This is a genomic window from Gordonibacter massiliensis (ex Traore et al. 2017) (genome assembly GCF_019731765.1).
Lineage (GTDB): Bacteria > Actinomycetota > Coriobacteriia > Coriobacteriales > Eggerthellaceae > Gordonibacter > Gordonibacter massiliensis.
This window is the reverse complement of record NZ_JAASIO010000001.1, coordinates 916,410-936,905: the sequence shown is the minus strand read 5'-3', so window position 1 is coordinate 936,905 and position 20,496 is coordinate 916,410. Positions and strand designations below refer to the sequence as shown.

Annotated in this window: 19 protein-coding genes; 1 reads left to right on the top strand and 18 read right to left on the bottom strand. The window is 65.1% G+C overall.

Annotated elements, in window-relative coordinates; translation table 11 throughout:
- The 16 genes from HCH03_RS03840 to HCH03_RS03765 form a co-directional block, all read right to left on the bottom strand.
- The coding region (locus HCH03_RS03840; protein ID WP_246599512.1) for a YqeG family HAD IIIA-type phosphatase at positions 1-550 on the bottom strand (550 nt) is incomplete at its 3' end.
- Between the two features lie 47 nt (positions 551-597).
- Positions 598-1,749, bottom strand: coding sequence for an endolytic transglycosylase MltG (gene mltG / locus HCH03_RS03835; RefSeq protein WP_221688398.1), 1,152 nt, complete (start codon positions 1,747-1,749; stop codon positions 598-600).
- Between the two features lie 26 nt (positions 1,750-1,775).
- A complete protein-coding gene (gene ruvX, locus HCH03_RS03830) occupies positions 1,776-2,186 on the bottom strand; it encodes a Holliday junction resolvase RuvX (RefSeq protein WP_221688397.1) in 411 nt (136 codons plus the stop codon).
- 1,194 nt (positions 2,187-3,380) lie between these two features.
- Positions 3,381-6,017: an alanine--tRNA ligase gene (gene alaS, locus HCH03_RS03825; protein WP_221688396.1), complete on the bottom strand. Its 2,637-nt coding sequence runs from the start codon at positions 6,015-6,017 to the stop codon at positions 3,381-3,383.
- A 119-nt stretch (positions 6,018-6,136) separates the two neighbouring features.
- Entirely contained in the window at positions 6,137-7,432 is a 1,296-nt protein-coding gene (locus HCH03_RS03820; protein ID WP_185905703.1) for an AI-2E family transporter, read from the bottom strand.
- 15 nt (positions 7,433-7,447) lie between these two features.
- On the bottom strand, positions 7,448-8,197 hold the full coding sequence (locus HCH03_RS03815) for a DUF948 domain-containing protein (protein WP_080144591.1): 750 nt from the start codon (positions 8,195-8,197) through the stop codon (positions 7,448-7,450).
- A gap of 114 nt (positions 8,198-8,311) precedes the next feature.
- Complete coding sequence (locus tag HCH03_RS03810) at positions 8,312-9,727, bottom strand: replication-associated recombination protein A (protein WP_246599511.1); 1,416 nt, start codon at positions 9,725-9,727, stop codon at positions 8,312-8,314.
- Positions 9,728-10,234: 507 nt separating this feature from the next.
- Positions 10,235-10,537: a helix-turn-helix domain-containing protein gene (locus tag HCH03_RS03805; protein ID WP_185905704.1), complete on the bottom strand. Its 303-nt coding sequence runs from the start codon at positions 10,535-10,537 to the stop codon at positions 10,235-10,237.
- A complete protein-coding gene (locus HCH03_RS03800; RefSeq protein ID WP_221688395.1) occupies positions 10,534-10,896 on the bottom strand; it encodes a type II toxin-antitoxin system RelE/ParE family toxin in 363 nt (120 codons plus the stop codon). Before HCH03_RS03800 ends, HCH03_RS03805 begins: the two co-directional genes overlap by 4 nt.
- 374 nt (positions 10,897-11,270) lie before the next feature.
- Positions 11,271-12,683, bottom strand: a complete 1,413-nt coding sequence (locus tag HCH03_RS03795) for a sensor histidine kinase (RefSeq protein ID WP_221688394.1) — start codon at positions 12,681-12,683, stop codon at positions 11,271-11,273.
- Entirely contained in the window at positions 12,680-13,369 is a 690-nt protein-coding gene (locus HCH03_RS03790) for a response regulator transcription factor (protein ID WP_221688454.1), read from the bottom strand. Before HCH03_RS03790 ends, HCH03_RS03795 begins: the two co-directional genes overlap by 4 nt.
- Positions 13,370-13,448: 79 nt before the next feature.
- Positions 13,449-13,760 (bottom strand): RhuM family protein, encoded by a 312-nt coding sequence (rhuM, locus tag HCH03_RS03785; RefSeq protein WP_221688393.1) that lies wholly within the window; start codon positions 13,758-13,760, stop codon positions 13,449-13,451.
- A 21-nt stretch (positions 13,761-13,781) separates the two neighbouring features.
- Entirely contained in the window at positions 13,782-14,651 is an 870-nt protein-coding gene (pstB, locus tag HCH03_RS03780) for a phosphate ABC transporter ATP-binding protein PstB (protein WP_438821619.1), read from the bottom strand.
- A complete protein-coding gene (gene pstA / locus HCH03_RS03775) occupies positions 14,644-15,609 on the bottom strand; it encodes a phosphate ABC transporter permease PstA (RefSeq protein ID WP_221688392.1) in 966 nt (321 codons plus the stop codon). The genes pstB and pstA overlap by 8 nt, the downstream gene beginning before the upstream one ends.
- Positions 15,609-16,469 carry a phosphate ABC transporter permease subunit PstC gene (gene pstC / locus HCH03_RS03770; RefSeq protein WP_221688391.1) on the bottom strand — a complete coding sequence of 287 codons (861 nt, stop codon included), beginning with the start codon at positions 16,467-16,469 and terminating at the stop codon, positions 15,609-15,611. Before pstC ends, pstA begins: the two co-directional genes overlap by 1 nt.
- Before the next feature lie 175 nt (positions 16,470-16,644).
- Positions 16,645-17,565, bottom strand: coding sequence for a substrate-binding domain-containing protein (locus HCH03_RS03765; protein WP_185905709.1), 921 nt, complete (start codon positions 17,563-17,565; stop codon positions 16,645-16,647).
- A 262-nt stretch (positions 17,566-17,827) separates the two neighbouring features.
- Here HCH03_RS03765 and HCH03_RS03760 point away from each other — a divergent pair, with 262 nt between their 5' ends.
- Positions 17,828-18,040 (top strand): TOBE domain-containing protein, encoded by a 213-nt coding sequence (locus HCH03_RS03760; protein ID WP_185905710.1) that lies wholly within the window; start codon positions 17,828-17,830, stop codon positions 18,038-18,040.
- 105 nt (positions 18,041-18,145) lie between these two features.
- Here HCH03_RS03760 and HCH03_RS03755 read toward each other — a convergent pair whose 3' ends face one another.
- Both HCH03_RS03755 and HCH03_RS03750 read right to left on the bottom strand, forming a co-directional pair.
- Positions 18,146-18,733 carry a hypothetical protein gene (locus HCH03_RS03755; RefSeq protein ID WP_221688390.1) on the bottom strand — a complete coding sequence of 196 codons (588 nt, stop codon included), beginning with the start codon at positions 18,731-18,733 and terminating at the stop codon, positions 18,146-18,148.
- A gap of 1 nt (position 18,734) precedes the next feature.
- A partial coding sequence (locus HCH03_RS03750; protein WP_281421053.1) for an MBG domain-containing protein occupies positions 18,735-20,496 on the bottom strand: 1,762 nt, incomplete at its 5' end.

Below are 20,496 nucleotides of genomic sequence, written 5' to 3'. Positions count from 1 at the left end.
GGGAAGCCGCGGCGTCGAGTCGTTCCGTCGGCCGACAGGCCGACGGAACCGAAGCGCCTTCCGGCTCGCGCTCGCCCATGACGAGGCGCTCGAAATTGCGCAACAGCAGCGTGTGGGGCAGATCCTGTTCGACGAGCGGCGCCAGCAGGTACGCTTTCATGCCCACGAAATGCGCGCCCAGCACGTCGGTGACCAGCTGGTCGCCGATGACGACCGTGGCATCGCGCGTGGCACCGATCTTCTTCAAGGCCATGAGGAACGCGGGCGGCAACGGCTTCACCGCCTTCGCCACGATGGGCAACGACAGGCGGTTCGCCAGCTGGTAGACCCCCTCGTGCCAGTTGTTGGACACAAGGCAGAACGTCACGCCCGCATCCCGCGCCTTCGCCAGCCAGTAGCCGGCATCCCGCGGAACCTCGTGCGTGTCGCGCGAGAGGATGGTGTTGTCGATGTCGAGCAGCACGAACCGGAAGCCGAGCGCCAGCAGATCGCGCTCGATGTCGACGTGCGACAAGCGCGAGAAGTAACGGTCGGGTTCAAGGAGCGGCATGGCGGGCTGCTTTACGGGTAGGGGCGGACGGTCGGACGCGAGACGGCCTACGAGAACGTGCTGATGTGCTCGTCGTACGTCTCGGTGAAGTAGTAGTTGTCTCCCTCGAAGTAGAAGAAGAAGTACTTGCCGAGCGATTCCTGGTCGGGCGCGCACACCGCCTTCAGGCAATCAAGGCCGGGCGAGCAGATGGGTGTGGGCGGCAGACCCTTGTTCGTGTACGTGCTGTAAGGCGTCTCGGCGTGCACCTGCTCGGGCGTGGGATCCTCGCCAAATTCATAGACGGTCGTGGCGTCGCTCTGTAAGAAGCCGGCTGTCGGCCCATTCGGCGTTTCTAAGCGATTGTAGAATACGGCGGCCACCTGGGCGCGAATCTGTGGGTCGCCGCTTGATTCCTTCTCCACAATGGATGCCAAGTTCACGGCGTCGTAGATGGAAAGCCCCTGAGACTGCGGATACGACCAGTCCAAGCTCGCCGTTTCCTTCTGGAACTGGTCGAGCATCATGCGCACGAGCGACTCGGCCGTGGCATCGTCGGCCACCGCGTAGGTCTTCGGGAACAGGAAGCCCTCGAGGGTGTTCGTGCCCGCATCAGCCAAGAAGCTGTAGCTGCCGGCGTACACGCTCGCATTGGAAGCGGCGGCCGTAAAAGCCTCGGCCGTGATGCGGCCTTCGGAAGCCGTAGCCACGGCCGCGGCGATGTCGGAGAGCTTGTAGCCCTCGGGAATGGTGAGCGCGTTGCCCATGTCGGGGCCCGCGGCCAGCTGCTTGATGATGTCGTCGAGCGACGTGCCGCCCACGAACGTGTAGGTGCCGGGCTTGAGCTGGGCGTCCACGCCGAGCTCGTTCACGCGCTTCGTGAAGTCGGACGCGCTGCCCACCAGGCGCTTCTCAACGAGTTGGTTGCCGATGTCCTTGGCGCCTGTGCCCTGCTCCACCACGATGGTGGCCTCCTCGCCCGAGGCGAGCAGCTCCACCGACGACCCGGAGCAGCTGTTGAACAGAGTGAGGGCTCCCCAAGCCAAACCGCCCAAAACGACAACGGCCAGCACGATGGCGAAAACGACGGGGCCCTTGCTTCGCTTCGGACGAATATAGCTGGTATCGTACGTGCGGAACTCGCGCTCGCCGCGCGCATGCGCCGAACGGGCCGCGTGGTTGGGGCGCTGCGAATACGTGACCTGCTTCCGTGGGGGCATGGACCTTCCTCTACCTTTCAGCTTGCCTAACGGCGCGCATCGAGCCACGCCTGCAGAAAAAGACTAGCCGCTATCATATCTATTTTGCCGCGCATCTCGCGCTCGGTCAGGCCCTTTTCACGCAAACTCCGTTTGGCCTCTTGCGAGCTCAAGCGCTCGTCGGCGAACTCGTGCGGCACCCCGCACGCCTTGCTCAGGGCGTCGGCCACCCCTCGGATGCGCGCCGCCTGAGACCCCTCTTCACCAGCCAGCGTAAAGGGCAGGCCGCAGAGAAAAAGCTCGGGCTCCCAGTCTTCCAGAAGCCGCCGGAACGGCTTGGCGCAGGCGATCACCTCGGCAGCCGGCAGCACGCACACTGGAGACGCCACCCGCTCCCCCGGATCGCTCACCGCGACGCCAACGCGCGTCTCCCCTATGTCGAGCGCCATGATGCGCATGAGCCTTTCCTCCACCTATCTCGGCGACACCTAGTCCTCGCTATTGTCGCATGTTGCGAGCACGGGCGCCACACCAACGCCGCCGCCAGCTCCCCTCAGCTTCAAAATTCAGAAAACCATTCCGCTCTATGTCAAACCACCATTGACATTACGCAAGCCAGCGCGTTGTCATCCTGAGCGAGCGGAGCATTCGACAGCCCGGCGGGCTGTCGAACTCCCGAGCACGCAAAGCAGGCGCAGGGAGGCCCCGCGAAGCGGGGACGAAGGATCCCGTGCGGTGCCAACCGGAGGCGCCTCGGCTGCCGCCGCTCGGGATCCTTCGACTCCGGCGGCTCGCGCCGCCTCCGCTCAGGATGACAACCCGGCCGGGTGCATGTCGATGCTGATTTAACATGGAGGCGAGGCCCCTCGGTGCAAAAATCACCGACGCCCCCATTTGCCCGTAGCCCGGGGCCGCGGCCCGGGACACACGAACTGGGCAAACGTCCGCCGAAGGTGGCCAACGGCCCGTCGCAAGGGCCCTTTCGACCCGAAACGCGGGGGACATCGGTGATTTTTGCACCGAACGAAGGTCGCTCTCTGTCAAACCATCGTTGACAATACGCAAGCCAGCGCGTTGTCATCCTGAGAGAGCGGGGCATTCGACGGTCCGGCGGACCGTCGAATGCCCCGAGCACGCAAAGCGGGTGCAGGGATCCTTCGACTCCGGCGGCTCGCGCCGCCTCCGCTCAGGATGACAACGCGGCAGGGTACATGCCAATGCTGGTTTAAACATAGAGCGGTTCCGAAAACGCGTTTTAATTTCAATTAGGGCGCTTTTCCCGGTGAAGGCAGAGTCTTTCAGTGACGTTGGTCGGGGTTCGGGGTTCGGGGTTCGGGGTTCGGAGCTTAACCGGAGACCTACTGAGAAGCCAACATAGGCGATGCCCCCTTGACACACAGGAACAGGGTTCCCCTCCCAAAAGAGCGCCGAAGGCGCAACGCCGCCTTCTTTTCTCTCTTCCCGGTTCGACATGGACGCCTCCCCCAGCAAACCCGCAGGTTGACATGCCCGAGACACGCGAGAGCCGCCTCGGGCGCGGGCGGGAGGGCCTGATGCGAGATTCCGCACGAGCCGGAGGCCCCAGCGGGGCCTCCGTGCGAGCCAGGACTGCCCGAGCGCTGTACCCCGCCGGGCTACCCCAGCCAGAAATCCTACAGTAGCATCTCCCGAGCCGCGTCCAACGCCGCGTCGATGCCCGAGGCGTCCTTGCCGCCCGCCTGCGCCATGGACGCCTTGCCGCCGCCGCCGCCCTTCACGCAGGGCGCAATAGCTTTGATGACCGCTCCGGCGTCGAAGCCGGCCTCCACCGCTTCCGGCGAACCGGCCGCCAACAGCATGGGCTTGCCGTCCTTCTCGCCCGCGAGCACGGCGGCGCCGGGCTTGCCCAGGCGCGCGCGCAGCACATCCCAGCCGTTGCGCATCTGGCCGCCGTCGGCCCCGTCCAAACGCCCGATGATCACCGGATAGCCGCCCTTCGCGTCGACCGCGGCCGCCACGAGGGCCGTGATGCCGTCGTCGGCCACCGTCTGGCGGTTGCGCTTCATCTTGGTCTGCAGCTCCTTGAGCTGCTTCACGTTCGCGGCCGTGCGCTCGCTCACGTCGAACAGCGGCACGCGCAGCTCCTCGGCCGTCTCCTTGAGCTCGCCTTCCATGCGATTCATGTAGACCAGGGCATCGAAGCTGGTCACCGCCTCGATACGGCGCAGGTTCGCGCCCACGCTCGTCTCGCTCGTGATCTTCACGAAGCCGATCTCGCTCGTGGCGGACACGTGCGTGCCGCCGCACAGCTCCTGCGAGAAGCCCTCGATGTCCAGCACGCGCACGAACTCGCCGTACTTCTCGCCGAAGAGCGCCATCACGCCGGCCTCGCGGGCCGATGCGAGCGACGTCTCGTAGGCGCGCACGGCATGGTTCTCCATGATCTTCTCGTTCGCCAGGCGCTCCACCTCGGCGATCTGCTCGGCGCTCATGGCCTCGAAGTGGGTGAAGTCGAAGCGCAGGCGGTTGTCGGCCACGTAGCTGCCGGCCTGCTTCACATGGTCGCCCAGCACCTCGCGCAGCGCCCAGTGCAGGATGTGCGTGGCCGTGTGGTTGCGGCGGATGCGCTCACGGCGCGGCACGTCGATGGCCGCGTGCACGGCGTCGCCGGCCACGATGCGGCCTTCCTCCACCTGCACGGTATGCGCGATCAGGCCCTTCTCGGGCTCTTTCGTATCCAGCACGCGCACCGAGGCACCGTCCTTGGACAAAGTGCCCGTATCCCCGATCTGGCCGCCCTTCTCCGCGTAGAACGGCGTGGCGTCCAGCACGACGCGGCCCTCGTCGCCCGCTTCCAGCGCGTCAACCTGCTGGCCGTCTTTCACCAGAGCCAGCACGCGCGCGTCCGCGTCGTTCTTCGTGTAGCCCAAGAACTCGGTGGGACCCACCGCCTCCAGGATCTCGGCCATCACGCCGCCGTAGGTTGACCAGGCCGCCTCGGCGTCCTTCGTGTTGGCGGCGCGGGCGCGCTCGCGCTGCTCGTCCATGCAGCGGCCGAAGCCCTCCATGTCCACCTCGATGCCGCGTTCGTCGCACAGCTCGCGCGTGACCTCCACGGGGAAGCCGTACGTGTCGTGCAGCGTGAACGCGCGGTCGCCCGGAAGCACCGCGCCCTCGAGCTCGGCCAGCGCCTCGTCGAGGAACGCGCGGCCTTGGCGCAGGTTCGCTCCGAAGCGCTCCTCCTCGGACAGGATGACGCGGCGCATGAGCTCGCGGTTCTCCACGATCTCGGGGTACACGTGCCCCATGAGGTTCACGATCTCGTCCACGAACTCGTTGAGGAACGGCTTGTCCAGGCCCAGCAGGTGGCCCTTCATCACGGCGCGGCGCAGCAGACGGCGCAGCACGTAGCCGCGGCCCTCGTTGGAGGGCAGGATGCCGTCGGCGATCATGAACGCCACGGCGCGGCTGTGGTCGGCCATGATACGGAGCGACAGGTCGACCGCCGCATCCTCGCCGTACACGGTACCCGTCAGCCTCTCGCCCACGCCCACCAGGCTGCGCAGCACGTCGGTCTCGTAGTTGGACTGCACGCCCTGCAGGATGGCCGCCATGCGCTCGAGGCCCATGCCGGTGTCGATGTTCTTCTTGGGAAGCGGCTCCAGCGTGCCGTCTTCCTGGCCGTTGTACTGCGTGAACACCAGGTTCCAGTACTCCAGGAAGCGGTCGCAGTCGCAACCCGGCGCGCAGTCGGGGCTGCCGCAGCCGAACTCCTCGCCCTGGTCGTAGTAGATCTCCGAGCAGGGGCCGCACGGACCGGTGGGCCCGGCGCGCCAGAAGTTGTCCTCTTCGCCGAGACGCGAGATATGGTCGTCGGGCACGCCCAGCTTCTTCCATATCTCGATGGTCTCGTCATCGTCCAGGAACACGGTGAAGTACAGGCGCTCGGCCGGCAAGCCCAGCACCTCGGTGGAGAACTCGTAGGCCCAGGCGCACATCTCCTCTTTGAAGTACTCGCCGAAGCTGAAGTTGCCCAGCATCTCGAAGAAGCTCTGGTGGCGTCCCGTGGTGCCGATGATGTCGATGTCGTTCGTGCGCACGCACTTCTGCACCGTGGTGGTGCCCACGTAGGGCGCCTCGAGGTGCTTCTGCTGCAGGAAGTAGGGCTTGAACTGCACCATGCCGGCGCTCGTCAGCAAAAGCGACGGATCGTCGGGGATAAGCGAGGACGAGGGCCAGCGCTTGCAGCCCTTCCCCTCGAAAAAGCTCAGGTACTTCTCGCGGATCTCCGCGCTGGTTAGGTACTTCATGTCGTCAATCTTCCTGTCCGTAGGTCCACGCATCGGCCCTCTTCCCCGATGCCCTTCGTATGCTCAGGGCATGGCAGGCGCCGCAGCGTCCGCCATGCCCAAAACGTGCTGGAGATAGTTTAGCGTTCTTTGTTCTGCCGCGCCTTCTTTTCCGCCTCGGCTTTTTTCAGCTCGATGCGCTCGATCGCGGCCGACACGTCGGGATGCGGCGCGATGGCGTCGGCGATGGGGTCGACGGACTCGCCGCCTGCGGGCGTCCCTTGGAAGAACACCCCGTCCTTCGCCACGAGCTGGCGGCCCGTGCGCTTCTCGAAGTAGTACACGAACACCGACTTCGCCACGGCCACCGCCGGAATCGAAGCCAGCATGCCCACAAGCGAGCCGGTGAAGCCGCTCATGGCACCGCCGATGGCCGAGCCGGCCATCAACGCGATGAGGGTGAGGGCGGGGTGCACGTCCACCGAGTTCGCCATGATCTTGGGCGACACGAACGTGTACACGATCTGCTGGATGGCGATGGTGCCCACCAGCGCCACGAGCGCGATCCACGGGCTCACGAACACGCCCACGATGGCGGCGAGCGCGCCTCCGAGCCACGGGCCCACGATGGGGATGATGTTCAACAGGCCGGCGATGCCGCCGAGGGCGGCGTAGTTCGGAATGCCGATCACGCCGAACAGCACGACGCAGCCCACGCCGATGATGGCGCACTGCAAAAGCGTGCCCTTGATGTAGCCGCCCATGACGCGCGTGAACGTGACGTGCAGCATCTCCATGTCCTCGCGGTGCCGCGGGTTGATGAGGCGTTCGCATTCGCGCCCGAGCGCCGGCAGCTCCATGAGTATCCAGAACGCCACGACCAGCGCGAAGCCCAGCGCCATGAACGTGTTGACCACGCCGGTGCCGATGGCCACCACGCCGGAGGCGCTATCGCGCGCAAGGGTGGAAGCCCAGTCGACGAGCGCGGAGAACGCGTTTTCTATCCAGCCTTTCACCGTGTCGTTCTGCAGCACGTCGGCGTAGCGGGCGTACAGGTCGTTGCCCCAGCCGGCGATGGTCTGGACGTAGCCGGGTATGCTCTGCACGAGGTTGGTGAACTGGTCGCCCACGCCGAACGCGGGCGAGAACATGAGCAGGCCTACCAAAGCCAGGACGACGAACATGAGCACGTAGGCGATCGTGGTGCCGATGACGCGCGAAACGCCCAGCTTCTCCAGCTTGTTCACCGGGCCGCGCAGGCAGAACACGATGACGATGGACCAGATGACGATGCCGATGGGAACGCTGAGGACGTTGAAGAGGTACACGAGGACGCCCGTCAGCAGGATGGCGCCGACGATGGTCCACACCGTGAGGAAGCGGCGGCGCGCTTTCAGCGCTTTGACCTCCTCGCGCTCGGTCTGTTCGGGATCCAACGGGTCGGCTCCTCGCTACGCTTCGGACTTGGCCTGGTCGGACGTCGCGCCCGCAGCCTCGGAACCCTGCTCGTTCTCGTAGGTGAAGTAACGCTCCGCCGCGTCCGCGTCGGACGTGGCGGCGGTCGTCACCGCATCGGCCATGCTCGCAGCGGCCTCCGACGTCTTCTCGGCGGCGGCGCGCTTGGCGGCGGCCTTCTCCTCGCGCTCGGCGCGCTGCTCGGCCATGTGCTCGCGCTGGTCGCTCACGGCGGCGCCGGCTACGGCGGCCGAACCCTTGACCACACTCTTCACGGCGTCGGTCACCTTCGCCTCGGCCGCTTTCTCCTGGCCCAAGGCCACGGACTCGTCGCTTGCGCGCTTCGACTTGAACGCGTTGCGCACGCGGCTCGTCACGTTGTTCACCAGCTCCATGGGAGCGCTCGTCACGGAGTCGACGGCATCGACGGCCGAGGACACGGAGTCGGTGATCTCGTTCACGTCCTCCAGGATCTGGTCGACGCGCATGATCTCGAGGTTGGCGGCGTCCACGGTGAGCGACACGCGCTCGACGAGCGGGTCGACCTTGGCCGCCACGGGCTCGAGCGAGGCCGTGATGCGCTCGACGCTGGCGAGCGTGGGCTCGACCTGCTTCTGCACCTGCTCGACGGTTTTGCGCGTCCTGCGCACGGTCATAACCAGCTCGACGACGAGCCAGATAAGTGCCGCGCCCACGAGTACGTAGACGATGGGCAACGCTATGCTGATAACTTCGCTGATATCCATGTTGGCGCCTCCTGAGCTACCGAAGTTTTCACTATATCATGTCCACCTCGGATTCTATACAGGCCGGCTCACGTTTTCATCCGGCTTCCATAGGCGGTAGCCGATCGGTTACTTTCAACGCGACGTGGGGTTTTGCTCCTTGTCGCCGTGCGTGTCCGGCGGCGCGGCAGCCTCGTCGGAAGCGGCTTTCGCAGGCGATGGGCGCACGGCGGGCGATACGGCGTCGAAGCGGTCGCGTGCGGCGGCGTCGGCGCGGTACGCCTCCCAACCGCGGTCGCTCGGGTGGTAGAAAGCCCCGCGATCCAGGCCGTCGGGCAGGTAGCGCTGGTCGACCCAGCCGCCCGGATAGCTGTGCGGGTAAAGGTACCGGCCGTAGTTCTCGGAACCGGGACGGTGCCGATCGCGCAGATGGTCGGGCACGGAGCGGGCGGGGCCGTTGCGAACCTCGGCGAGCGCGGCGTCGATGCCCGCCTCCGCCGCGTTGCTCTTCGGCGCGAGCGCTAGGTAGATGGCCGCCTGGGCCAGGTTGATGCGGCACTCGGGATAGCCGATGACCTCGGCTGATTTGAAGGCGGCCTCGGCGACGAGCAGCGCGTTCGGATCGGCGTTGCCGATGTCCTCGGAAGCCGCGATGAACATGCGGCGCGCGATGAACTTCGGATCCTCGCCCCCGTCGATCATGCGGGCGAGCCAGTACAGGGCCGCGTCAGGATCGCTGCCGCGCATGGACTTGATGAACGCGGAGATGATGTCGTAGTGCATGTCCTTGTTCTTGTCGTAGGGCAGCGTGCGATGGGGCGCGGCGGCGCGCACGTTGTCCTCCGTGATTTTCGCGGGCTTCTTGCGCGTGCCCGGCGCCACCATGCCCGCGGCCAGCTCGAGCGTGGTGAGCGCGCCCCGCCCGTCGCCGCCGGCCAGAAGCACGATGGCGTCGCGGGCCTTGGCGTCCAACCGGTAGAGGCCGCCCAGACCCCGCTCGTCGGCCACGGCGCGATCGACGAGCTCGCCCACGTCGCCGTCCGAGAGACCGTGCAGCTCCACGACGCGCGAGCGGCTGATGAGCGCCGAGTTCACCTCGAAGAACGGGTTCTCCGTGGTGGCGCCCACCAGCACGAGCACGCGGTCTTCCACCGCATGGAGCAGCGCGTCCTGCTGGCTGCGGTTGAAGCGGTGTATCTCGTCCACGAACAGGATGGTGCGCAGGCCGAACGCGGTGAGGCGCTTCTCGGCCGCGTCGATCTCGCGGCGCAAGTCCGACACCGTGCCGCCGATGGCCGACACCTCCACGAACGTGGCCTTCGTGGTTTCGGCCACGATGTGCGCGAGCGACGTCTTGCCCGTGCCGGCCGGGCCGAACAGGATGACCGAGCTCAGCTGGTCTTGCTCGATGGCGTTGCGCAGCCAGCTTCCAGGGCCCACGGCCTCGTCCTGCCCCACGAGCTCGTCGAGCGAGCGCGGGCGCATGCGCACTGCCAGAGGGGCGACCTCCGACTTGCGCTCGTTTTCCATTTCGGTGAATAGCGTGTCCATGGCGCCCATCATATCATGCGAACGCCTGTTTGCATAGATTACCATCGTTCGGATTGCCAAGATGGCAACAAGAGGGGCTTTCGTCGCCAAGCGGGACGGTCGTTCGGCTGCGCACAGCGCCTAGCAGGTGCGCTGTTTGTGAAAACGGCGCAACAAATAACATGTCAAGACTTTTCTTCGATCGAAACGCACGTATACTCTGAATCAGGTCCTGCCCTCGAAGCCATACTTTGCGATGGACCGATGCTATAACATGAGGGAGCTCAAGATAGCGCGTGAAATGGAGATTCGTGTCCGTTGATACGAAAGCCAGGAAGCGGGCTGCGAGCACCCACCTTTTGAGGTGGGTTCATCCTTCTGGCCGGGGGTGGGGCTCTTCACGCAACGCAGAAGAGGCGTCGTGCGACCGCAAGGGGCACGGCGCCTCGGCGTTTTCCGAAGACCGTGCGAGCGCCGATGCAAGACGACCCGCGAAGAAACCCATGCCAAACCGGCAAGGCCCTGGCCCTATTCGCCCCGGTCGGTTTGAAGCGGAACGATGCTCAGCGTATAGCCGAGCGGAACCAGCAACTTGAGCAGCGTGTCCACGCGGGGCACGGAGCGCATCGACTCGATGCGGGCGATGGCCGGCTGCTTCAGCCCGCTCGCCTCCGCCAAGTCGCGCTGCGTCATCCCCCGCGCCTCGCGCGCCTCGATCATCTTTCCAATCAGATCGACCTCAAAAGAAACCTGCTCTCGCTCGGCCGCTGAAACACGGCTCTCATCGGCTAGATAATCGTCAATCGTTTCTATATGGTCGTAGCTTCTCATGATCCGAACCTCTCGATGTAGTCGTTGCGGTTCCGCTGGGCTTTTGCCAGTTCCCGACGAGGCGTTTTCTGCGATTTTTTGAGAAAATAATGCAGCAGCACGATCTCTCCGTTCTTCCGGCAAAAGAACAGCACACGGTATCGCAGCACCCTCAACTCCCACAAGTCGCCCTCAAGGTGCTTGACCCGCGGGCGACCGATCCGCGTGCCGTAGCAAGCGAGCGCCTTCATATAGGAGATCATCTTCTCTCGCAAAATGCGCGCGTTCTTATCCGTTTCCACCCTGCCCTGCAAATCGTCCAAGAACTCAATGATCTCCGACTTGCCCTCCGGCGTTTTATAGAAGACTACGTTTTGCATATCGAGCCTTTCCCGTATGATAACAAAATAGTTATCACTATGCAAGAGAGCAGGCGCTGCCGGTTTTGCTTTCGACGGGATTCGCCCCTCTCTTTTCCCGCGACAAGCATAACTCCGCGACCTTGCACGGGAACCGTCGGAAGACCCTGCGCAAAACCGTGAGAACCTTGCACGGTTCTTGCAAGGCGACCGGAGCGATCTTGCCGAAACCTTGCGGGGATAGAGCGCGGATCTTGCGGAATTCAAGCGGAAGCCGGGCACGTTGCACCGCCGCAAGGAGCGATTTGACGAAGCCGCTCCGGAGGGGACGGTTTCCCCGAGTGCGACAGTCGCCCTGCGACGCAGGGACGCCCTCAACGCACGCGGCCACCGCCCTACGCCGCAGGGAACCGCAGCACGAACGTAGTGCCCTCTCCTTCGGCACCCTCCACTTTTATGGTGCCGTGGTGGTAGAGCACGGCGTGCTTCACGATGGCCAGCCCCAGGCCCGTGCCGCCCGTCTCCTTCGAGCGGCTCTTGTCCACGCGGAAGAAGCGCTCGAACACCTTGTCGCGCAGCTCTTCGGGGATGCCGGGGCCCGTGTCGCTCACGCGAACGCATACGCACTCCACCGGGTCCTCGCCTTCGCTCAGCACGCACGGCTCGGTTTCCCGGCCCACGAGCATCGCCACCGAACCGCCCTCGTGGTTGTAGCGGATGCCGTTCTCGATAAGGTTGTAGAGCATCTCCTCGGCCAGCGTCTCGCTGCCAGCTATGTGCGCCGCCGTGCCCTCCACGCGAACCTCCACGCCCTGCTCGGCCGCGAAGCTGGCCAAGCGGCCCGCCACGCGTCCAGCCACGGCGTGCAGGTCGATGAGCACGGGGTCGTCGCCGAACGCCGACTCGTCCAGGCGCGAGAGCGTGAGCACGTCGTTGATGAGGGAGCGCATGGCCTGCGCCTCCTCGTAGATGAGCGCGGCGAACTTCTGCCGATCGTCGGGCTGCACCATGTCGTTCTTCATGAGCTCGGCGTAACCGGATATGACCTGCAAGGGCGTTTTCATCTCGTGGCTCACGTTGCTGGAGAAGTCGCGGCGCATGTTCTCGGCCTCGGCCAGCTCGCGGTTCTGCAGCAGCAGCCGCCGCTGCTGCTCGTCGATGCGGATGAGCAGCGGGTCCATCTCCTCGTATATCTCGTTCTCCAGCGGGTCGGCGAAGTTCAGCGCGTCGATGGGCTTCATGATGCGGCTCGTGAGCGCCTTGGACAGCACCAGCACGAGCACGGCAGCCACGCACACGGCCACGATCAGCGGCACGAGCATGTCGCCCAGAAAAGCCAGCAGCGAATGGCGCGTCTCGGACAGGCGGATGATGCTGCCGTCGTCCAGCTTCACGGCCGCGTACACCGTGTCGGTGCCGAGCGTGGCCGAGAACCGCATGGTGGCCGCCTGGCCGTTCTCCCCCGCCTCGCGCACCTCGGGACGGCTGGCGTGGTTTTCCATGGTGGCGGGGTCGGCGGCGCTGTCGTAGAGCACCCAGCCGTCGGGCGCGATGAGCGTGTAGCGCGTGAGGCCGGCGAACTGCTCTTCGAGTGCGGGGATGTTTGCATCGGGGGGCGACGCGTTGAGGTAGGCGGCGGCGTCTTGCGCGCTCGCGGCCAGCTCGGCCTCCGCGTCGTGCTCGTAGGAGAGGTAGTAGATGGTGGTCATGGCCACGCCCAGCACGAGAATGACGCCCATAGTGAACGCCAGAACGCCGGTGAATATCTTTCCGGCCAGGCTTTTCACGCGGAGATGGGTGGGGCTCATGGCTGCTTGACGCAGTAGCCCACGCCGCGCACCGTCTGGATGTACGCGTCGGAGCCCGCGCCCGCCGCCGACAGCTTTTGGCGTAGCGTTTGGATGTGCACGTCGACGGTGCGCGTCTCGCCCACGTACGTCATGCCCCACACGTCTTCCAGCAGCTGACGACGCGAGAGCACATGGCCCTCGTTCTGCATGAGCGTGCGCAGCAGGTCGAACTCCTTGAGCGTGAGCGTGACGGGCTCGCCGTCCACCGTGACGTCGTGCGACGACACGGTGAGCGACACGGGTCCGCAGGAGAACTCGTCGTCGGCCGCCACCGCCGGTGCGGCGGCGCGGCGCATGAGCGCGTTCACGCGGCTCACCAGCTCCATCATGCCGAAGGGCTTGGCCAGGTAGTCGTCGGCACCGGCATCCAGCCCGCTCACCGTGTCGAACTCCGTGCCTTTGGCCGTGAGCATCATGACGGGCAGGTGCTTCGTGGCGGGATCCTCGCGCAGCAGGTGCAGGATCTCCAGCCCATCCACCTCGGGCAGCATGATGTCGAGCAGCACAAGCTCGGGCAGCCGACGCTTGCAGGCGGCGAAGAACTCCCCCGCCGCGGGAAAGCCCGCCGCCTCGAAGCCGGCCTGCTTTAGCGCGTACACCGTCAGGTCGCGGATGTTGGTGTCGTCTTCTACGTAATAGATCACTGCGATGGCTCCCATGATATGCTTTGACCGTTTCGGCCCATTGTAAAACAGCGCGCGGGCAGCCGCAGCACCGGACGGGTCAAATTTGCGTAAAGTCCCTTTGGCGGGCGAACACGTTCAGCACGCGCGTCGCCCATGGGCGAAACTGCGTCGCGCGCAGGGAGTTGATGCGATACCCAACCGAAATGACCGCATCGAGATTGTAGTGCTTGGTTCTGTATTGCTTGCCATCGGAGGCAGTTGTCAAGAAATCCTTGACAACTGCCTCTTCCGTCAATTCGCCCGAAGAAAAAACCGTTCGCAGATGCAAGCTGATGTTTTGCTTGCTGCAGTCGAACAGCGTGGCCATGGCTTTTTGGGTCAACCACACGTCTTCGTTCTGCACGTACACCTGGATGCCTTCGGCTCCGTCCTACCCGAACCGGCCCGCCACGTAGTCGGCGGTGCGGGGGTCGACGGGCGCCGTGAAGATGTCGTCGGTGGCGCCGGCCTCCACCATCTCGCCCAGCAGGAAGAACGCGGTCTTGTCGGACACGCGCAGCGCCTGCAGCATGTTGTGCGTGACCATGATGACGGTGTACTTGCTCTTCAGCTCGCCCACAAGGTCCTCGATCTTTGCGGTGGAGATGGGGTCGAGCGCGCTCGTGGCCTCGTCCATAAGCAGCACCTCGGGGCGCACGGCCAACGCGCGCGCGATGCACAGGCGCTGCTGCTGGCCGCCAGAAAAGCTCAGCGCGTTCTTCTTCAGGCGGTCCTTCATCTCGTCCCAGATGGCGGCGTCGCGCAGGCTCTGCTCGACGATCTCGTCCAGGTCGGCGCGGTTCTTGATGCCGTGGGTGCGCGGCCCGAACGCCACGTTGTCGTATACGCTCATGGGGAACGGGTTGGGCTGCTGGAACACCATGCCCACACGGCGACGCAGGCTGTTCACGTCGATGGAACGGTAGGCGTCCTCGCCGTCGAGCGTGATCTCGCCTTCCACGCGGCAGCCCTCCACGAGGTCGTTCATGCGGTTCAGGCTCTTCAGCAGCGTGGACTTTCCGCAGCCGGACGGGCCGATGAGGGCCGTCACCTGGTTCTTCGGGAACTCCAGGTTGATGCCCTTCAAGGCCTGGAAGTCCTTGTAGTACAGGTCCAGGCCGCGCACGCCCATCTTCGCGGGGGCGTCGGCGGGGGCCTTCTCCTTCATCCGGCGGTCGGCCGCCTGGCCCTGGGCATGCGGCATGTACGTGGCCGGAGCGTGCCCGGCCGAAGCGGTTCTCTCAAGCGTTGCGTTAGGCATCGGAGCCTCCCTTGTTCATCTTCTTCGCGGCGAACGTGGCCAGCAGGTTCAGCAGAACCACCATGACCAGCAGCACCACCGCCGTCGCGTACGTTTCGTTGATGTGCAGACCCTCGCTGGCAAGCGTGTACATGTGCACGGCCAGCGTGCGGGTGGAGTCGAACAGCGCCCCAAGGCCCTCGCCGACGAAGTTCGGGATCTGAGCGATGGAACCGGCCGTGAAGATGAGCGCGGCCACCTCGCCCACGCAGCGCCCGAGCGCCAGGATCACGCCGCCCAGGATGCCGGGAACGGCCGAGGGCAGCACGCAGCGGAACACCGTGCGCAAACGCCCGGCGCCCAGGCCGAAGCCGCCCTCGCGGTAGGAATCCGGCACGGCCAGCAGCGCCTCCTCGGTGGTGCGCATGACCACCGGCAGCACCATGATGGCCAGCGTGCAGGCGCCCGCCAGAAGCGACAGGTTCCAGTGCAGGGCCGTCACGAAGAACAGCATGCCGAACAGGCCGTAGATGATGGAGGGGATGCCCTGCAGCGTCTCGGTGGTGGTGCGAACGACGGCCACGAACCGGCTGCCGCGCTTGGCGTACTCCACCAGGTAGATGGCCGACCCCACGCCGACGGGCACCGCCATGGCCAGCGAGAGCGCCGCCATGATGAGCGTGTTCACCAGCGCGGGCATGAGCGAGACGTTCGTGGAGTTGTACTCCCACTCGAACAGGGAGGGCGTGAGGTAGGGCACGCCGTTGACCAGGATGTAGCCCACCAGGAACAGCAGCACCACCGTGGTGAGCAGCGCGCCCAGGTACACCACCGAGCGCAGCAGCGCCGACACGACGCGGCGGCGCTTCCGGTGGCGCTCCTCCACCTCCGCGAACAGCAAGTCGATGCGGTCACCCGAGCCGGGGACGGTCGCCGGGGCTCCGGCGCTCTCGAAGGCTATCGTGAGTTTCGCGCTCATTACTTCAGCTCACCCCGCTTCTTGATGGCGTTGAACAGCATGGTGATGAGCAGGATGAACACGAACAGCACCACGCCGGTGGCCACGAGCGCGCCACGATGCAGGTCGGCCGCGTATCCCATCTCCAGCACGATGTTGGCGGTCATGGTGCGCACGCCCGCGAAGATGCTCTCGGGGATGATGGGCTGGTTGCCGGCCACCATGATGACGGCCATGGTCTCGCCGATGGCGCGGCCCACGCCCAGCACGATGCCGGCCATGATGCCGGAGACGGCGGCGGGCACGACCACGCGGAACACCGAGCGCTCGTGGTCGGCGCCCAGCGCCAGCGCGCCCTCGTAGTATTTCTTGGGCACGGCGTCCAGCGCGCTCTGGGCCACAGTGATGATGGTGGGCAGGATCATGATGCCCAGCAGCACGGCGGCGGCCAACAGCGACAAGCCGCGTCCGGGCATGGTGTCGCGGATGAACGGCACGATGATCACGAGGCCGAAGAAGCCGTAGACGACCGAGGGGATGCCCGCCAAAAGCTCGACGCCCGGCTTGAGGAACGCCGCCACCTTGCCGCTGGCGAACCGCGACAGGAAGATGGCGCACAGAAGCCCGGTGGGCACGCCCACGACGATGGCCCCCGCGGTGACGTAGATGCTGCCCACGATCATGGGGAAGATGCCGTAGATGTCGTTGGCGGGGCGCCACGTGGTGCCGAAGAGGAACTCGGGAAGGCCGATTTCCGCGATGGCCGGCACGCCGTTCGCGAAAAGGAAGACGCAGATGAGAGCCACCGCGAGGATCGATATCCCCGCGGCGGCAACAAACAGCGCCCTCGCTATGCCTTCTTTGATGTGAAGTTGAGACATTCAAAACTCCTTGGTCTGGCAATGTCAGCGAGAGGCGGCGAGGTGCCCCGAATCGCCCCGTTTCGCGGCCGAGCGTGCTTCGCACGTGAGGGCAAGCGAAAAAGGGGCGAGGCGGGGTGCATCGTCGCCTCGCAGCGTCGAGCAGTCCGCCGTTCGCCAGAACGGCGGAACTCGATTAGGCCAGCGCCTCTTCCCAGGTGGTCACTTCGCCGGTGTAGATGGCCTTCACCTGGTCGGAGGTGAGCTCGTCGACGGAAGCGTCCTTGTTCACGACAACGGCGATGCCGTCCTGGGCGATGACCGTGGCCTTCACGCTGGACTTCTCGGAGTCCTTCAGCTCGCGGGAGGCCATGCCGATGTCGCAGGTGCCCTCCGTGGCCATGTTCACGCCGGTGGTAGAGTCGGACTGGTTCACCTCGATGGTGACGTTGGGGTTGAGGGCCTTGTAGGCCTCGGCCAGCTTCTCCATGACGGGGGTCACGGAAGAGGAGCCGGCGATGACGACCTTGCCGGACTTGCCGGAGGCGGTGTAAGCCTTGGCGGACTCGTCGACCGGGATGTACTTCTCGTCGCCAACGACCTTCTGGCCGTCAGCGCTCATGATGAAGTCAACGAAGTCCTGGGCCACGTCGGACAGGCCGTCCTTCGTCACGATGTTGAACGGGCGGGCGATCTTGTAGTCGCCGCTCTTCACGTTGGCGGTGGTCGCCTCGGCACCGTCGATCTTCACGGCCTTCACCGTGTCGTTCAGCGAGCCGAGCGAGATGTAGCCGATGCCGTTCGCGTCGCCGGCCACCGACGTCATCATGACCGACGTGGAGTTCGTGATGGCGGCCGTAGGAGTGGTCATGTCGACCTTCTCGCCGTTCGCGTCCTTCTCCTCGATGCCGAACAGCTCGATGAACGCGCCGCGCGTGCCGGAGCCGTCCTCGCGCGAGTAAACAGAAACCTCGCCGGACGGAGACGTGGCTTTCGCCGCATCGCCGTTAGAGGAGGATCCGCCGTCGCCGCCGTTTCCGCCCGAGCAGCCCACGATGCCGAACAGGCCCAGCGCGAGCAAGGCCCCCATCGCAACCATAACCAAACGCTTCTTCATGCTCTTCCTTTCCTTGGCGCCCTGCAGGCGCATATATATCTGCTTTGCGCGCTGCCGCCGAAGGCGAAGCGCACTGCCCTATCCATGATGAAGACCGCGTATCAAGCGACTGTCTAAGACCGGTCAAATCTTGGTAAAGTCTCGAGAAGGCGCTGGGAAACGCCACCTTGTGGCGGTTCTGGCCTTGCGATAGGAAAAGGGGCGCTACAATAGAGAGGACGAGGTAGACCAAGGGGTACACCGAAAGGGGTGCATTGATTCAATGAAGCTTTCCGCACGCAATACGCTGAAGGGAACCGTCACGGCCATTCATCCGGGAGCCGTCAACGCCATCGTGATCATGGAGCTGGAAGGCGGGCAGCTCATCACGTCGACGATATCCATGGGGTCGCTCAAGGAACTCGAGTTGGAAGTGGGCAAAGAGGCCTACGCTATCGTCAAGGCGTCGTCGGTCATCATCGGCGTCGACGACTAGCGCCCGCACCGTCATATCGGCTGCGCGAAGCGAAGCGGCCCTCCCGAGGTTTCTCGGGAGGGCCGCTTGTTTGTCGTAGTGCTGTGCGTTCGATGCTTCGTAGTGCTAGGCCGCCTTCTGGTCGAGCGAGGCTAAGATGGCTGCGAGCTCCTCGGGAGTGTCGAAGGGCCGCTCCTCCTTCGTCTCCACCACCACGACCTCGCCCGTCCATTTCTTGGGCTCGGAGGCGTCGACGGAATCGACCGGCTGGGCGGGATCGGCCGGCAGCGGGGCTTCTTCCGCCTGGGTCTCGTCCTTCTTCTCCACGTCGAACTCCTTGGTGCGAATGAAATACTTCGCATCGAACTCGTCCCGCTCGGGAAGGTCCTCCCGGGTGAAGTCGTACTTCAGGTTCTCCAGGATGGAGGCGACGACGTCCCGCACGGGCTTGGCGCCCTCGAAGCTCATGAGGCCCTTCTCGCTGTTGAAGACGGCACCGTCGCCCACGAACACCGTGCGCACGCGCTGTTGGCGCTTTTTCTCCGCCGTATGGATCCCTATGACCAGGACCACGACCACGGCCCACCACACGATGGCGAGCACCAGGTCGAACGGGTCGTCGACGAAGTTGAAGCCCAGGTAGTACCACAGCCACAGGAAGAAGCCCGCGGCGACGGCCAGGACCGCCAGGATGATCCAGTTGCTCTTCTTCATGCTAGGCCTCCTTGCCTTCCGTCGCCATGGGCGCGGCGGCCGTTGCGGTTGCGGTCTCGTCTTCCACGCCGAGCACGTCGTCCTCGTAGCCCTTGAGCTTGCGCGTGAAGTTGATGCGCCGCACGAGCACGCCTCCGCCGTAGATCACGGTGACGATGATGCCCAGGATGAGGTAGTAGTGCACCCAGCAGTTCACCCGGTCGTAGCCCGCGAGTGGGTTGTCGTTATCGGAGATCGTCTCTTCCTGCGGACCGGCGAGCGGCGTGACCGCGTCTTCGAGAGCCTGGACGATGGGGGTCAAGGCCGGTTCCAGCGGACCCTCAGGAACCGTGCCTATCGGCGTTGTCGGCGTCGGTTCGGGCGTCGGCGCAGGCGGCGGCGTCAGCGGAACGAGCGCAGCCGTGACGGTAAGCGTGCCGGGAACGAACTCAAGCATGTAGTTGGACGCGCGGAAGTCTCCGTTGTCGACCAGAGCAAGGTCGCCTTGGTTGATGGCGTAGGAGCCCACGTCCTCGCCCGCCTCGCGCTGCAAGCCGCCCATGAAGCGTGCGACCTCGTTGTTCACCACGCCAGAGAAGGCGTACGTCAGCTCAGGATCGGCCGTGCCGGCAACCTTCGTCTGGTTGTTGGCCGTAACCGTGATGGTGGCGGGGCTAACGACCACGTCGGCGGAAGCGAACACCTGCGCGAAGTTCGGGTTTATCGCCCTCGCCTGCACAGTGTAGGTTCCCACGTCAGTGAACGTCGGGTTGTTGGTTGTCCAGTTCTGCCCGTCGACAGAGTACTCGATGGTGGAATTGGGCTGAGCAGCGTTCGCGACGATGGACGCAACCTGGCCGTCGTAGGTCTTGGTGACGCCCGTGGCGACGATGGCGTTCGCGTCGGAAGGCGTGATGGTCAGCTTGCCGTTCGTCACGGATACGTCGTAGTTGCCGTTGTCCGTGTAAGAAGCGGTCAACGTGATGTCGTCGCCCACGTTCTCCTTGTTTGCGTCGGCTGCGAGACGCCCGTAGGTTATCTCACCCAGGTCGCTGTTGGCAACCAGCCCGGACACCGTGCCAGAGAAGGTCGGGTCAGGAGCGTTGTAAACCTTGGTGTCGCTGTTAACGGTAATAATTGCAGGTGCAGGGGTGACGGCGAGGGACTGGGTGCCGGAGACGTAGCCGGTGTAGGTGCCCTCGACCGAGGCGCGCACCTGGACGGTCTTGGAGTCGGCCACGGCGGTGGCCGTCACGTCGGAGGCGTTCTCGGTCCAGTCGGCGCCGTTGGCGCTGTACTCGACCTTGACGGGGTTGCCGTTGTCGTCGACGGCCGTGGCGGTGCCGGCGGCCAGGGGCTGGCCGTCGTAGACCTTGGAGGCGTCGGCGGTGGTGAGGTGCACCTTGCCGGCGATCTCGGAGGCGGTGATGGTCAGCTTGCCCGGGGTCGTGGTCACGTTGTAGTTGGCGGCGACGTCGGCGCCGTCGGCCATGACGGCCGGCGTGCCGGAGAACTCGCCGGTGTAGGTGTTGACCGCGGTGCCCCTGAGCGAGTAGCTGAGGCCCTCGACCTTCTGGCCGGCCACCAGGCCGGAGTCGTTGGCGGCGTTGGCCTGCTCGACCTCGAAGGCGTCGGTGGCGTACTCGGAGCCGGTGTAGGGCTGCTCGACGCTCCAGCCGCCGCCGACGATGTCCAGCGGGCGGGCGGTGACGGCGAGGGACTGGGTGCCGGAGACGTAGCCGGTGTAGGTGCCCTCGACCGAGGCGCGCACCTGGACGGTCTTG